We start from the raw sequence: 13,986 nt of genomic DNA, 5'->3' as shown, positions 1-13,986 counted from the left end.
TCCGGCAAACCACCAACTATACCCGGAACCGGTCTACGCGTCACGCATCGACGGGTTTGTTTCGGCCGCCTGGCCGTCCCGGGAGTCGACCGTCGTCGTCCCGAGCACGCTGCCGAGCCCCTTCAGGGCGTCACCGATCTCGGAGGGGATGATCCACAGCTTGTTCGAGGATCCGTCCGCGAGCTTCGGCAGCGTCTGCAGGTACTGGTAGGCGAGCAGCTTGGGCGTCGGGTTGCCCAGGTGGATCGCGTCGAAGACCTTCTGGATGGCCTGGGCCTCGCCGTCGGCCCGCAGGATCGCCGCCTTCGCGTCGCCCTCCGCGGCCAGGATGGCGGCCTGCCGCTGACCCTCGGCGGTGAGGATCGCCGACTGCTTCGTGCCCTCGGCGGTGAGGATCGCCGCCCGCCGGTCACGTTCGGCGCGCATCTGCTTCTCCATCGAATCCTGGATGGAGTGGGGCGGATCGATCGCCTTCAGTTCAACCCGGGACACCCGGATGCCCCACTTGCCCGTCGCCTCGTCGAGCACCCCGCGCAGCTGCCCGTTGATCTGGTCCCGGGAGGTCAGCGCCTGTTCGAGGTTCAGCCCGCCGACGACGTTGCGCAGGGTGGTGGTGGTCAGCTGTTCGACCGCCTGGATGTAGTTGGCGATCTCGTAGGTCGCCGCCCGCGCATCGGTCACCTGGAAGTACACGACGGTGTCGATGGAGACCACCAGGTTGTCCTCGGTGATCACCGGCTGCGGAGGGAAGGAAACGACCTGTTCGCGCAGGTCGAGCAGCGGCAGCAGCCGGTCAACGAACGGAATCAGGATGGTCAGTCCCGGAAGCAGGGTGCGCTGGTACTTGCCGAGGCGCTCCACCACCCCCGCCCGGGCCTGCGGGATGATCCGCACCGATTTCACCAGCACGATGAGAACGAATAGGACAAGGACGATCAGGATGATTGTCAGTCCGATGGTCCCGGCGTCGCCGTTCATGGATCCCCTTTGATCGAGTGGTCTGCGGGACCGAGGTGGCCCCGCCGGAAGGTTACAGGTTGTCAGCGTTCGAGTCGGGGCTCTCCGCCGCCGGCTCCACGACGGCGGTGGCTCCTTCGATCCTCGCCACCGCGAGCCGCGCACCGGCAGGCACCGAGATCCCGTTCAGGGTGCGGGCGGACCAGGTGTCCCCGCCGATCTTGACGGTCCCGGACGAGGAGGTGACGGTCTCCAGCGCGAGCGCCGGTTCGCCGATGAGGCGCTCGATGTTGGAGCGCTGGTCCCCCGTGGCTCCGCGAAGGTGCCTCAGGGCTATGGGGCGGACCAGCAGGACCATCATCAGGGCCACGACGCAGAACGCCAGGCCCTGCAGGAAGAAGGAACCGGTCACGAAGGAGGCGATCAGGCCCGCCAGCGCCCCGACCGACAGCATGAGGAACATCAGGTCCAGTGTGAGCGTCTCGACCGCCGCAAGGCCGAGGAACAGGACGAGCCAGAGAATCCACGGGTTCTCCACGAGCCAACCAAACATCGTTTCCCTCCCGGAACGGCGGGCAGGTCCGGCGGCACGGCTGCAGTCGGATGTGTTGCTCATTGTGCCAAAGTGGCCGGGCAATACCTAGGGCCGGAGCCCCGCGGGGCCCGGTCGTTATCGATTTGAAAGTCTGGGAGGCAGCGGTGGGACACTTGAGCGTGCTGCTTCGCCTCCTGACCTCGCCAAACCTGCTGCTGCGCCACCTCCGGCTGTACCTCGGATTGTTCCTGTACGGCGCCTCGATCGCCCTGATGGTCCGCGCGAACCTCGGCGCCTCGCCCTGGGATGTCTTCGGGCAGGGACTCGCACGGAGCACGGGCCTGAGTTTCGGCATTGCGACTGTGCTGATCAGCATCGGGGTGCTGTTGCTGTGGATTCCCATCCGGCAGCGTCCCGGGTGGGGAACGATCGCTAATACGATTCTCGTCGGCCTAGCCGCCGACGTCGTCCTGCGGCTGCTCGCCACTCCGGAGCACCTGGTCCTTCAGGGGCTGATGTTCACGGCCGGCCTGGTGCTGCTCGCCGTCGCGACGGCGCTGTATATCGGCGCAGGCATGGGGCCGGGCCCCCGGGACGGCCTGATGACCGGCCTGGTCCGTCTGACGGGCTGGCCGGTGTGGACCGTCCGGGGATCGATCGAACTCACGGTCGTGGTCGTGGGCTTCCTGCTGGGCGGCGTCGTGGGACTCGGCACCGTCGTCTTCGCCCTGGCCATCGGCCCGCTCGTCCAACAGGCGCTGCGGACCCTGCGGGTTCCCCTGCGCGGGAACTCCTGCGGGAAGGCTTAGCGGCCGGGTCCGGGGTTCCCGCGGCCGGTCAGGAGTGGCGGAACGCCTGGACGGTGAAGCGGGCGGTCACCGGGACCTCCCGGTCCAGCCCCTCGACGAGCGCCGCAAGCTGCCGAGGCTCAAGGTGCCGTGCCGCCGGGCCCATGGCGGCCACGTCCGCGAGTTCCTCCGGGGAGAGCCGCATCTCATGGACGACCTCCCGGCGCTCCACCTCGGTCAGGCGCCCGTCCAGGGACCCTGCGAGGTCCTGCGCCTTATCGGCCGGGACCTCGAGCATTGGGACCAGCCGGGCGGCCTCGCCGAGGTGCCCCGGCAGGGGCGTCGCCACCACCAGCAGCCCGCCCGGGGAGAGCACGCGCACGAACTCGTCGACATTGCGGGGTGCGAAGACATTGAGGAGCAGATCCGCGCTGCCTGAGGAAAGGGGGAGCGGCCGCCACAGGTCCCACACGAGCGCGATGCCGCCGGGCAGCTCGCGGGCGGCCTTGCGCAGCGCGAACTTCGAGATGTCGAGTGCAACCGGCAGAGTCCCGGGGAAGCGGTCGGTCACGCCGCGGAGGTAGTATCCGGTCCCGGCGCCGGCGTCGACGACCACACGGGGGTCGGGGACGTGCCGCTGCGCGGCCGCCGCAACGGCGTCGCGCAGCGGTGAGTAGTGCCCGGCGGCGAGGAACCGCGCCCGCGCTTCGACCATCCCCGCGTTGTCGGCTTCGAACGCCGTCCCCCTGCCTGTCAGCAGGTTCACATAGCCCTGCCGGGCCGCATCGAACCGGTGGCCGCGCACGCAGGCCAGTCCGCGCCCCTCGACGTGGAGGGACGAGCCGCACACAGGGCACAGCAGCAGGTTCTCGGGGAGGGAGGGCATCCCTCCATCCTAGGCGGAGGGCACATCCCGCATTAGTCTCGAAAGGGTGGAACCACATCAGCTGAACCTCCTGCACTCCGTCGGCACTCCGACGCTCCACCCCGACGGCGGCCGGGCGGTGTTCGCCGTGACCCGCCCGGATTTTGACGCCGACGCCTATGTCGGCCAGTTGTGGGAGGTGCAGACCGACTCGGGGGCGCTGCGCCGGCTCAGCCGCGGCTTCCGCGACACCTCACCCCGGTTCTCTCCCGACGGCTCGCTGCTGGGGTTCCTGCGTGCCCGCCCGGGGGACAAGCCGCAGCTGCACCTGATGGACTCCCGCGGCGGTGAGGCGCTGCAGGTGACGGACCAGCCGCTCGGCGTCGAGGACTTCCGCTTCGCCCCCGACTCCGGTTCGATCGTTTTCGTTGCCCGCGTCCCCGAGGAGGGCCGGTACGGCACCGTCGAGGGGGTCGGCGCCTCGGCCGAGGACCCGCGCCTGGTGACGACCTTCCAGTACCGCGCCAACGGGCTCGGCTACACCGGTGACAAGCGGGCCCAGCTCTTCCTGGTCGAGGTGCCGCACCCGGATACCGAACCCTTCATCGAGCCCGTGGGCCGGGTGGCCAGGGACGCCGGCACGGACCGTCCCGGGCCCCTGCCGGAGGCGGTCCAGCTCACCTCGGACCCGGCGGACCACAACAGCCCGCGCTTCAGCTCCGACGGCACCCGGATCCTGTTCACCGCGGCCCTCAGCCCGGACGCCGACTCCACCCTGGCCAGCGAGGTGTACTCGGTCCGGCGCGACGGCACCGGCAGGGAACAGCTTTCGGGGCTCTCCGCCGCGCAGCGGCTCGACTGCGCGGCGCCGGTCCACAGCAGGGACGGCCGCTGGCTCTTCTACCTGGCCGGCGAGCTCTCCGCGACCGGCCTTGACTTCGTCGCGCGGAACGCCGGACTGTATGCGGCACCGATCGACTCGCCCGGGGAGGCCCGGCGCCTCACCGATGCTGAGACCGTGGACCTCGGGGAAGTCCTCGAGGTGGTCCCGCACGGGGAATCCTCGGTCCTGGTGATCCGCCGCACCCGCGGCGCGTGCGAACTGCTTGAGGTGGACGCCGACGGGACGGCCTCGACGCTGGCCGCAGGCCAGTTCGTGGTGGGCGGCGCCGCCTCCGCCGCCGGCCGGGTCCTCGTCAGCTATACCGGCCCCGGCACGGCCGGCGACGCGGCGCTGGTGGGCGCGGACGGGCTGCAGCCCCTCACCGATTTCTCCGCGGAGCTGCGCAGCGCCACCCGGATCTCACCCGCGGCTGAGGAGACCTTCCCGGCACCCGATGGGGCGCCGGTGCACGGCTGGGTGATCCTGCCCGAGGGGGAGGGCCCCCACGCGGTGCTGCTGAACATCCACGGGGGCCCTTTCTCGCAGTACGGCTGGGGCTACTTCGACGAGGCCCAGGTGTACGCCCGCGCCGGCTATGCAGTGCTGATGTGCAACCCGCGGGGGTCGGCCGGGTACGGGCAGGAGCACGGGCGGGTCATCAAGGAGGCGATGGGAACGCTCGACCTGCAGGACGTCCTGGCGTTCCTGGACGGCGCCCTGGGCAAGTACGCCGAGATGGACGGCAGCCGGCTCGGCATCATGGGCGGCTCCTACGGCGGCTACCTCACCGCGTGGACCATCTCCCAGGACTCCCGGTTCACCGCCGCCATCGTGGAGCGGGGCTACCTGGACCCGCCCTCCTTCATCGGCTCCTCGGACATCGGCTGGTTCTTCTCCGACGAATACACGGGCACCGACCCCGACAAGGTGCGGGGACAGAATCCCTTCGCCCAGATCGCCTCCGTTGAGACGCCGACCTTCGTGATCCATTCCGAGGAGGACCTGCGGTGCCCGGTCGAGCAGGCCCAGCGCTACTACACGGCGCTGAAGAAGCAGGGCGTCCCGACCGGGCTCCTCCTCTTTCCGGGGGAGAACCACGAGCTCTCCCGCTCCGGGACGCCCTGGCACCGGCGTCAGCGCTTCGAGCATATTCTCCGGTGGTGGGCCCAGTGGCTCCCCAGCGAGCGCAACCAACCGGCAGGCGGGAGCCCCGAGCGGTAGGCCCGGGCGGTAAACCCGAGCGGTAGGCCCGGGCGGTAAACCCGAGCGGTAGGCCCCCGCGGTAGGCCCGACTGGCAGGCCCCCGCGGTAGGCCCGACTGGCAGGCCCGACTGGCACGACCGACGGCGGCGGACGGCCGGCCGCGGGGCAGGGCCCGGAGGGCTAGAAGCCCAGGCCCCTTCGGGCCTCTTCGATCGACGGGTGGGCCCAGCGGCGCGTGTACTCGATGTTGTCGGCGAGGGACCGGGTCTCGGCGCGGTCCAGGTAGAGGACGCCATTGAGGTGGTCCGTCTCGTGCTGCACGATGCGCGCCGGCCAGCCGGCCAGCCGGGTCGCCACGCCCCGGCCGTCCGGCGCGGTGTACTCCAGCGTGACCTCCCGGTGGCGCTCCACCACGGCCTGGTAGCCGGGCACCGACAGGCACCCTTCGTAGAACGACGCGGTGGCCGGTCGGGCCGCGGCATACCGGGGATTGACCATGGCGAAGAACGGCAGGGGCGTGCGGCCGCGTTCGGCGGCGACGGCGTCGTCCTCCACCCCCTGGTCCTCCACCACGGCGATGCTCAGCGGGATGCCCAGCTGCGGTGCGGCGAGCCCGACGCCGGGGGCATTGTGCATCACCCGGCGCATCAGGGCGATCAGCGCCGCGAGGTCGGCGTCGGCCAGCTGTCCGTCGAAGGGCTGGGCCCGCATCCGCAGCACAGGGTGCCCGGCCCGGACGATCGGCGGCAGCTCCTGGGACAGGATCGAGTGGACAAGATCGTGCAGTTGGGAGCGCGTGTGCCGGGCGTCGGGCGGAGACTGTGCCGGGGTATCCATTGACTCATGGTACGAGGAACTCATCGTAGAGGCTGCCGTGCCCGTATGGCCGGTCCGGCGGCCGGCGCCGGTGGTTTCCCGGAGCGGCCGGCGAGGGCTTCGGCCAGGACGCCCTGGAGGTCCTCGACGACGGCTTCGGGCGCCCTTCCGGCGTCGATCACGAGGTGCCCGGCCCCGCGCGCAAGGTCGAGGTAGGCAGTGCGGTACGCCTGCAGTTCGTCGAGGTTTTCACTGTCCGTGCCGCGCGCGGCGATGCGGAGCAGGGCCTGTTCCGCGGGCAGGTCCAGGAGCACGACGGCGTCGGGACGGGGCAGCAGCCGCAGCGCGGCCGGGAGGAGGACCCCCCGGCGCAGGCCCCGGGCCGCCCGGAGGGCGAGCTGGCAGTGCAGGTGCCGGTCCAGGATCACGATGCCGTCGAAGCGGGCGGCCCGGACCGAGTTCACCATCACATGGCCGAGCCGGATCAGCGTTTCGGCGGCGTCCATTCCCCGGGCCGGCACCGTCCACCCGAACCGGCGTGCCCACCGGGTGAGGGTCTTCCGTCCGGAGTAGTTGCCCAGGACCAGGGCTTCGGTGCCCTGGGGCACCCGGTCCGCGAGGCTCCGTGCCGCCGTCGTCTTTCCTGCGCCGTCGATTCCGGTCAGCACCAGGATCATGGGGTGTCCTTTCAGTGGGGCGCCGGCCGGTCAGGGCCGGTGGGCGTCCCGGGTTCCAGCAACTGTCCCTCCTAGGATGCGCTCCCAAGCTGGACCGGGGCTGGGTGGGCCCTTGGCGGGAACTCCCGGGTGCTGCAGGCCTCGGGCGCCGCGTGCATCCCGGCCGGCTACAGCCCGTCGAGGAAGGCGAGCGCCCGCCGGGTGAGCAGCGATGTGGCCGCCGCGTCGTAGGACGGTAGGGAGCTGTCGGTGAAGAGATGCTCCCTCCCGGGATAGAGGAACAATTCGGCATTGTCCGTTCCGGCCACGAGGGCGCGCGCCGCGTCGAGATCGCCCTCTCCGGCGAAGAACGGATCGTCCTCCATTGCGTGGACCTGGACGGGCACACCCGCCGGCCAGCCGCCGAACTCCGTGGCGGGGAGGCAGGAATGCAGCAGGAGGGCACCGCGCGCACCACCGCGGGTCTGGGCCAGCAGCTGCGCGGGCATCACCCCCAGGAACAGCCCGAGGTACACCAGCCCCGCCGGAAGACCGACGGCCGCTTCCGCCCCCCGGCCCAGGATGGTGTCGAAGCCCATGGCCCCTGCGTAGTCAAGGCCGTCGTCGAGGGAGTCGAAGGTCCGGCCGTCGAACAGGTCCGGCGTGTGGACGGTATGGCCTGCAGCCCGGAGGGTGCCGGCGAGAGCGGTCACGCCGGGCGTCAGTCCCTGCGCATGGTGGAACAGCAGGATTTCGGCCATGTCAGCTTCCCTTCCGCGGCGGCCCGAACGGTCCGCAACTATAGGCCGGCGCGCTGTCCGCGGGCAAGGTCCACGACGCCGGGCGCCCGCAGCGACCGGCTTAGGAAGCGGTCTGCCGCGACCGTGCCCTGCGGAACAGGGTGCTTGCCGCCGCGATGGCGGCGATGAGAACCGCGGTGCTGATCAACTGGGTGCGGCTCGCTTCGGCGCTCAGGCCCACGGCGACGATTGCGCCGAGGATGACAAGTGCGAAACCGGTGAGCCAGGGGAACCCCCTCATCCGCACCGGCAGGGGTGTGCCCGCCCGGTCCGCGCGCCGGCGCAGGATGATCTGCGAAACGAGGGCGGAACCCCAGACGACGAGGCAGGTGGAGCCAAGGAGCTGGAAAAGGGCGGGCAGGATGCGTTCGGGGAAGATCAGTTCCAGGACGGTCGCGGCGAAGCCGAAGACCACCGAGGTGGCCACGGCCCGCCGCGGCACCCGGGACGGGCCGAGGTGCTGGAGGTACCGGGGTGCCTGACCGCGCTCCGCCAGGGAGTAGATCATGCGCGAGGCGCCGTAGAGGTTGGCATTGAGGGCTGAAAGCAGCGCCAGCACGGCGACGATGGTGATGGCCGTACCGGCTCCGGGGATCCGTGCGGCGTCGAGTACCCCGTTGAAGGGCGAGGCCAGGGCCGGCGAGGTGGCGGGCAGCACGAGGATGATCACCAGAACGGAACCGACATAGAACACCAGGATGCGCCAGACGACGGTCCGGACGGCCCGCCCGATGCTCCGCGAGGGGTCCTCCGTCTCGGCCGCGGCGACGCTGACGATCTCGGTGCCGCCGAAGGCGAAGATGACGATGAACAGGGCCATCGCGATGCCCTCGAGCCCGGCCGGGGCGAAGTCCGTTGTGAGGTTCCCCAGTCCCGGAGACCGCACCCCGGGCAGCAGGTTCAGGACGAGGGCCGCCCCGATGACGAGGAAGACGACAATCGCGGCGACCTTGAGGATCGCGAACCAGTACTCGAACCCGCCGAAGTTGCGCACGCCGGTGAGGTTGATGGCCGTGAAGAGGACCATGAAGACCAGGGCCAGCGCCCAGACCGGCAGGACCGGCCAGATGGAGACGAGCAGGGCGGCCGCGCCCAGGGCCTCCGCCGCAATGACCACCACGAGCTGGAACCACCACAACCAGCCGATGGTCGACCCGACGGTCGCGCCCATTGCCTTTTCCGCGTAGACAGAGAACGCGCCCCGGCTCGGGTGGGCGGCAGCCATCTCACCCAGCGCCCACATCACCAGGATGATCAGCGTCCCGGCGACGAGGTACGAGATCAGCACGGCCGGTCCTGCGGCCTGCACACCGGCACCGGAGCCCAGGAAGAGTCCGGCGCCGATGGCGCTTCCAAGGCCCATCATGGTGAGCTGCCGCTGCTTCATGAGCCGGGCCGCTCGAAGGGGCGGGCGGTTTGCTGGATCACTCGACGGACTGGGCATCATTCCTTTCTATCCGACCGGCGGCGCCTGAGGCACATCGGGTGGCAATATGTCGCAGCGGAACACATCCCCGACGACCGGGCTGCGCCGGGCCGACCCTGTCGGCCCGGTGCAACGAAAGCTTGCCAGGGGCCCCCGGCGGCGGTAGCAAGGAGGTACGGTTCCGGCCGGCGGGCCGGCGGAGCGGGTCCGCGCTCCAGGGACCACCGGCGTCGGCGGCGGGGGAGGAGAGGCTCGTGGATCCAGCCGGCAGTGCCCCGCGGGTCTTCCTCGCGTGGCTCTACGGTCCACTGGCCGTCGCGGCCGGCCTTGCAGCGCATGGCGCCTCGGGCGGCGAAGCGCCGCCGGGGGCGGTCCTCCTTGCCCTCACCGCCCTGCTCGGCCTGGCGGCGTCCATCCTCGCCCGCCTCCGCCTCCCCGGCTGGGCGGTGCTGCTGCTGTGCGCGCTGACCCAGCAGCTCCTCCACCTCGCCTGCAGCGCGTTCGTCGGCGGATCCGCCGGCACCGCGTCCCCGCACGGACACGGTGGGCCGGCCGTGGTGCCACCATCCGCCGCTTCCGCGGTGCCGGCGCAGGATCTGCACCTCATGCTCTACGCGCACGCGGCCGCCGCCCTGCTGGCGGCGTTGGTGATCGCCCGGGGGACGTGGGCGGTTTCCTGGCTTCGATCCGGCCGTCGCCTACGCGGCCGCGGCCGGTTCGTTGGATCGCCCCCGTCGCCGACTCCCAAGAAGACCGGGGAGGCCGCCCTCCGGCGACGGGACTAGGACGCCGGGACCGCCCGAAGGCGGGTGGCCGGCCCGCCGGCCCGCGGCCGGGGTGTCCCACCGCGGACCCACGGCGGTAGTCTCGGGAGGGAGGCCCGTCCGACCGAACCCCCTCGAACCACCCGCCGGCGGTCCTGCACGCACCCGGCGTGCCCGCCCGGCTCCAAGTCCCGTCTGGACGGCTGGGCGGTGGGACGGTGGGACGGCTGGACGTGGGTGCAGGCGGACATGGACATTGACAACTCGGCTACACGGGACGCTGCCGCGGCCGGGCAGCCCCAGGAAAGGAAATCATGCGCGCAACCCTGATGTACGGAGCCGGAGACGTGCGGGTGGAGAACGTTCCCGACGCGACCCTGGAGCAAAGCACCGACGCCGTCGTGCGCGTGCTCGTCTCGTGTATCTGCGGCAGCGACCTCTGGCCCTACGCCTCCCGGAAGGCCAGCCGGACCGGTTCGCGGATGGGGCACGAGTTCATCGGCGTCGTCGAGGAGACCGGCCGGGACGTCGCCACGGTCAAGCGCGGCGATGTCGTCATCGTGCCGTTCGTCTGGTCGGACGGCACCTGCGACTTCTGCCGCGCCGGCCTGCAGACCTCGTGCCGGAACGGCGGCAACTGGGGCCATCCGGACGCCGGCCAGGGTGAGGCAGCCCGCATTCCCCAGGCGGACGGCACCCTCGTGAAGGTCCCGGTCGGCGAGGATTCGGACCTCCTGCCGGCCCTTCTGACCCTCTCGGACGTGATGTGCACCGGCCACCACAGCGCGGTGACGGCCGGGGTCGGGAAGGGATCGAAGGTCACCGTGATCGGCGACGGTGCCGTGGGGCTGTCCGCCGTCATCGCGGCGAAGCGGCTCGGCGCGGAGCAGATCATCCTGATGGGCCGCCATCAGGCCCGGACGGACCTCGGGCGGGAATTCGGTGCCACCGAGGTGGTGTCCGAACGCGGCGGGGAAGGCGCCGCCCGGGTGAGGGAACTCACCGGGGGAGACGGCACCTCCGCCGTCCTCGAGTGCGTCGGGACCCTGCCGGCCATCGAGACCGCGTTCGCCGTGGTGCGCGACGGCGGCGCCGTCAGCCGGGTCGGCGTGCCCCAGTACTCCGAGGTCCCCATGCCGTCGACGTTCATGCGGAACATCTCCCTGACCGGCGGCGTCGCGCCGGCCCGCGCCTACATCGAAGAGCTCCTGCCGGAGGTGCTCGACGGGACCATCCAGCCCGGCCGCGTGTTCGACCGCACCATGAAGCTGGAGGACATTGCCGAGGGTTACCGCGCCATGGCGGACCGCGAAGCGCTCAAGGTCCTCATCCGTCCGTAGGCCTCGCCCGCGGAGGGAGTGCTGCAGGCCTTCCCTCCGCCCGTGCGCACCGGCGCGGAAGCCGGCGCCGGAGACGCCACCGCGCGGCTGACAACTGGTTAGATGGACCAAGACGACGACAGGGACCGTTCCAACGGTCAGCTTTACGGACGGAGAGCCACCATGAGCATGTCTCTGAGGACTGACGAGCAACCGCTCCACAATGCCGACCGCCACGATGTGATCCGGGTGCAGGGCGCGCGGGTGAACAACCTCAGGAACCTCAGCATCGAGATCCCCAAGCGCCGGCTGACGGTGTTCACCGGCGTCTCCGGCTCGGGCAAGAGCTCACTGGTGTTCGGCACCATCGCCGCGGAGTCCCAGCGCATGATCAACGAAACCTACAGCGCCTTCGTGCAGGGGTTCATGCCGGCCCTCGCCCGGCCCGACGTCGATGTGCTTGAGGGCCTGACGACGGCGATCATCGTCGACCAGGAGCGGATGGGCGCCAATCCCCGCTCCACGGTCGGCACCGCGACCGACGTCAACGCGATGCTGCGCATCGTCTTCAGCCGCCTCGGCCAACCGCACATCGGCTCCCCGCAGGCCTTCTCCTTCAATGTCGCCTCGATCAGCGGTTCCGGTGCCGTCACCTTGGAGCGTGGCGGAACGACCACGAAGGAGCGCCGCAGCTTCAGCATCACCGGCGGCATGTGTCCGCGCTGCGAGGGCATGGGTTCGGTCACCGACTTCGACCTGACCCAGCTCTATGACGACAGCAAGTCGCTCAGCGAGGGTGCGCTCACCATCCCGGGGTACAGCGTGGACGGCTGGTACGGCCGGATCTTCAGCGGCTCCGGGTTCTTCGACGCGGACAAGCCGATCCGCAAGTTCACGAAGCGGGAACTGCATGACCTGCTCTACAAGGAACCGACGAAGATCCGGGTCGATAACATCAACCTGACCTACGAAGGCCTGATTCCGAAGATCCAGAAATCCCTGCTCGCCAAGGACCGGGAGGCGATGCAGCCGCACATCCGGGCCTTCGTCGACCGCGCCATCACCTTCACGACCTGCCCCGAGTGCGACGGCACCCGGCTCAGCGCCGCGGCCCGGTCGTCGAAGATCGAGGGGATCAGCATCGCCGACGCCTGTGCCCTGCAGATCAGCGACCTCGCGGAGTGGGTGCGCGGGCTGGAGGAGCCCTCGGTGGCGCCGCTGCTGACGGCGCTGGGGGAGACCCTCGACTCCTTCGTCGAGATCGGCCTCGGCTACCTCAGCCTCGACCGTCCCACCGGAACGCTTTCGGGTGGCGAGTCCCAGCGGACCAAGATGATCCGCCACCTGGGGTCCTCGCTCACCGACGTCACCTATGTCTTCGACGAGCCCACCATTGGACTGCACCCTCACGATATCGAGCGCATGAACGCCCTGTTGCTGCGGCTGCGGGACAAGGGAAACACGGTGCTCGTCGTCGAGCACAAGCCGGAGGCGGTTGTCATCGCCGACCACGTGGTCGACCTCGGGCCCGGAGCGGGGACGGCGGGCGGCACCGTCTGCTTCGAAGGCACGGTCGAGGCCCTGAGGGCCAGCGACACCCTCACCGGCCGGCATTTCGACGACCGGGCCTCCCTCAAGCACACCGTCAGAAAGGCCAACGGCGCACTCGAGATCCGCGGCGCGTCCGCGCACAACCTGCGGAATGTCGACGTCGACATTCCGCTCGGGGTGCTCGTCGTCGTCACCGGGGTCGCCGGCTCGGGCAAGAGCTCGCTGATCGCCGGCTCGGTCTCCGGACGGGATGGGGTGGTCTCGGTGGACCAGGCGGCGATCCGGGGTTCGCGGCGCAGCAACCCCGCCACCTACACCGGGCTGCTCGAGCCCATCCGCAAGGCCTTCGCGAAGGCTAATGGGGTCAAGCCCGCACTGTTCAGCGCCAACTCCGAGGGCGCCTGCCCCACCTGCAACGGCGCCGGGGTGATCTACACCGACCTGGCGATGATGGCCGGCGTCGCCACCACCTGCGAGGAGTGCGAGGGCAGGAGGTTCCAGGCCTCCGTGCTGGAGTACCACCTCGGCGGGAAGAACATCAGCGAGGTGCTGGCCATGCCGGTGAGCGAGGCCGAGGAGTTCTTCGGGGCGGGTGAGGCGCGGACGCCGGCGGCGCACGCCATCCTGCACCGGCTCGCCGACGTCGGCCTGGGCTACCTCAGCCTCGGCCAGCCGCTCACCACGCTGTCCGGCGGCGAGCGGCAGCGGCTCAAGCTGGCGACCCAGATGGCCGACAAGGGCGGCATCTACATCCTCGACGAGCCGACCACGGGCCTGCACCTGGCCGACGTCGAAAACCTCTTGGGGCTGCTGGACCGGATCGTCGATTCCGGCAAGTCGGTCATCGTCATCGAGCACCACCAGGCGGTCATGGCGCACGCCGACTGGATCATCGACCTCGGGCCCGGAGCGGGGCACGACGGCGGCCGGATCGTCTTCGAGGGCACGCCCGCCGACCTCGTCGCGCAGCGCTCAACCCTCACCGGGGAGCACCTGGCGGCCTATGTCCGGACCTAGTTGATACGTCAACTATCTAGCCGGCCGGACGCCAAACCTGGCGCCCGGCCCGGCAACCCGCCGAAACGGGCGCGGAACAGGGGGAGTGGTGCCCCGAGGGGCCACAACGCCCCATGCCGGCCGACCGGCCACCGGCCTGATTTGAGCACCCGCAGCCTGCGTGCTGAGGGCCAATCAACCCCGGAAGCCGACCGGCATGCATTCGCTGACAGGTATCGCGACACAGCGGAGCATTCCTCCAGTGGCATCTCCGGGACCGGCGGACACGGCGGGGATGCGCGCCGACGGCGTCCACTGTGCGACGAGGTGCTGAATTGCCGACGAGCCGCCGGTGGCCGGATGCCGGCTGTCGACGGGCGGATTTCGGCAGTCGCGTGAAGGCTCGATCGACGTCGTTCTGCTGCGC

The 13,986-nt window shown here is 70.5% G+C and carries 12 protein-coding genes; 5 read left to right on the top strand and 7 right to left on the bottom strand.

What is annotated here, in order from left to right; genetic code table 11:
* Window positions 1–33 precede the first annotated feature (33 nt).
* Both ACX80W_RS03530 and ACX80W_RS03525 read right to left on the bottom strand, forming a co-directional pair.
* Window positions 34–978 (bottom strand): SPFH domain-containing protein, encoded by a 945-nt coding sequence (locus tag ACX80W_RS03530; RefSeq protein WP_459280495.1) that lies wholly within the window; start codon window positions 976–978, stop codon window positions 34–36.
* 52 nt (window positions 979–1,030) lie between these two features.
* A complete protein-coding gene (locus ACX80W_RS03525; RefSeq protein WP_459280493.1) occupies window positions 1,031–1,573 on the bottom strand; it encodes an NfeD family protein in 543 nt (180 codons plus the stop codon).
* A 98-nt stretch (window positions 1,574–1,671) separates the two neighbouring features.
* On the opposite strand from ACX80W_RS03525, the gene yczE reads away from it, so the two are divergent.
* Window positions 1,672–2,301, top strand: coding sequence for a membrane protein YczE (gene yczE / locus ACX80W_RS03520; protein ID WP_459280860.1), 630 nt, complete (start codon window positions 1,672–1,674; stop codon window positions 2,299–2,301).
* Window positions 2,302–2,329: 28 nt separating this feature from the next.
* Here yczE and ACX80W_RS03515 read toward each other — a convergent pair whose 3' ends face one another.
* Window positions 2,330–3,166: a putative RNA methyltransferase gene (locus tag ACX80W_RS03515; protein WP_459280491.1), complete on the bottom strand. Its 837-nt coding sequence runs from the start codon at window positions 3,164–3,166 to the stop codon at window positions 2,330–2,332.
* Window positions 3,167–3,212: 46 nt separating this feature from the next.
* Between ACX80W_RS03515 and ACX80W_RS03510 the strand changes: the two genes are divergently transcribed.
* A complete protein-coding gene (locus ACX80W_RS03510; protein ID WP_459280489.1) occupies window positions 3,213–5,249 on the top strand; it encodes a S9 family peptidase in 2,037 nt (678 codons plus the stop codon).
* 162 nt (window positions 5,250–5,411) lie between these two features.
* On the opposite strand, the gene ACX80W_RS03505 is transcribed toward ACX80W_RS03510, so the two are convergent.
* The 4 genes from ACX80W_RS03505 to ACX80W_RS03490 form a co-directional block, all read right to left on the bottom strand.
* Entirely contained in the window at window positions 5,412–6,068 is a 657-nt protein-coding gene (locus ACX80W_RS03505) for a peptide deformylase (RefSeq protein ID WP_459280487.1), read from the bottom strand.
* Between the two features lie 20 nt (window positions 6,069–6,088).
* Window positions 6,089–6,724, bottom strand: a complete 636-nt coding sequence (locus ACX80W_RS03500; protein WP_459280486.1) for an AAA family ATPase — start codon at window positions 6,722–6,724, stop codon at window positions 6,089–6,091.
* Between the two features lie 167 nt (window positions 6,725–6,891).
* Window positions 6,892–7,464, bottom strand: a complete 573-nt coding sequence (locus ACX80W_RS03495; RefSeq protein WP_459280484.1) for a dienelactone hydrolase family protein — start codon at window positions 7,462–7,464, stop codon at window positions 6,892–6,894.
* A 100-nt stretch (window positions 7,465–7,564) separates the two neighbouring features.
* Entirely contained in the window at window positions 7,565–8,890 is a 1,326-nt protein-coding gene (locus ACX80W_RS03490) for an amino acid permease (protein ID WP_459280482.1), read from the bottom strand.
* A gap of 293 nt (window positions 8,891–9,183) precedes the next feature.
* Here ACX80W_RS03490 and ACX80W_RS03485 point away from each other — a divergent pair, with 293 nt between their 5' ends.
* The 3 genes from ACX80W_RS03485 to ACX80W_RS03475 all read left to right on the top strand — a co-directional run bounded on the left by ACX80W_RS03485 (window position 9,184) and on the right by ACX80W_RS03475 (window position 13,580).
* A complete protein-coding gene (locus tag ACX80W_RS03485) occupies window positions 9,184–9,714 on the top strand; it encodes a hypothetical protein (RefSeq protein ID WP_459280481.1) in 531 nt (176 codons plus the stop codon).
* Between the two features lie 293 nt (window positions 9,715–10,007).
* Entirely contained in the window at window positions 10,008–11,033 is a 1,026-nt protein-coding gene (locus ACX80W_RS03480) for a zinc-dependent alcohol dehydrogenase family protein (protein ID WP_459280479.1), read from the top strand.
* Between the two features lie 162 nt (window positions 11,034–11,195).
* A complete protein-coding gene (locus ACX80W_RS03475) occupies window positions 11,196–13,580 on the top strand; it encodes an ATP-binding cassette domain-containing protein (RefSeq protein ID WP_459280478.1) in 2,385 nt (794 codons plus the stop codon).
* The last annotated feature ends 406 nt before the right edge of the window (window positions 13,581–13,986 follow it).

It is taken from the genome of Arthrobacter melezitosi (assembly GCF_054511055.1).
Note: the sequence above shows the minus strand (reverse complement) of the source record. Positions and strands in the feature narration are given on the sequence as shown.

Excerpts from the sequence above, each read along its gene's own strand:
- ACX80W_RS03530 (WP_459280495.1), bottom strand. The coding sequence starts at position 978 with ATGAACGGCGACGCCGGGACCATCGGACTGACAATCATCCTGATCGTC.
- ACX80W_RS03525 (WP_459280493.1), bottom strand. The coding sequence starts at position 1,573 with ATGAGCAACACATCCGACTGCAGCCGTGCCGCCGGACCTGCCCGCCGT.
- ACX80W_RS03515 (WP_459280491.1), bottom strand. The coding sequence starts at position 3,166 with ATGCCCTCCCTCCCCGAGAACCTGCTGCTGTGCCCTGTGTGCGGCTCG.
- ACX80W_RS03505 (WP_459280487.1), bottom strand. The coding sequence starts at position 6,068 with ATGGATACCCCGGCACAGTCTCCGCCCGACGCCCGGCACACGCGCTCC.
- ACX80W_RS03500 (WP_459280486.1), bottom strand. The coding sequence starts at position 6,724 with ATGATCCTGGTGCTGACCGGAATCGACGGCGCAGGAAAGACGACGGCG.
- ACX80W_RS03495 (WP_459280484.1), bottom strand. The coding sequence starts at position 7,464 with ATGGCCGAAATCCTGCTGTTCCACCATGCGCAGGGACTGACGCCCGGC.
- ACX80W_RS03490 (WP_459280482.1), bottom strand. The coding sequence starts at position 8,890 with ATGAAGCAGCGGCAGCTCACCATGATGGGCCTTGGAAGCGCCATCGGC.
- ACX80W_RS03480 (WP_459280479.1), top strand. The coding sequence starts at position 10,008 with ATGCGCGCAACCCTGATGTACGGAGCCGGAGACGTGCGGGTGGAGAAC.
- ACX80W_RS03475 (WP_459280478.1), top strand. The coding sequence starts at position 11,196 with ATGAGCATGTCTCTGAGGACTGACGAGCAACCGCTCCACAATGCCGAC.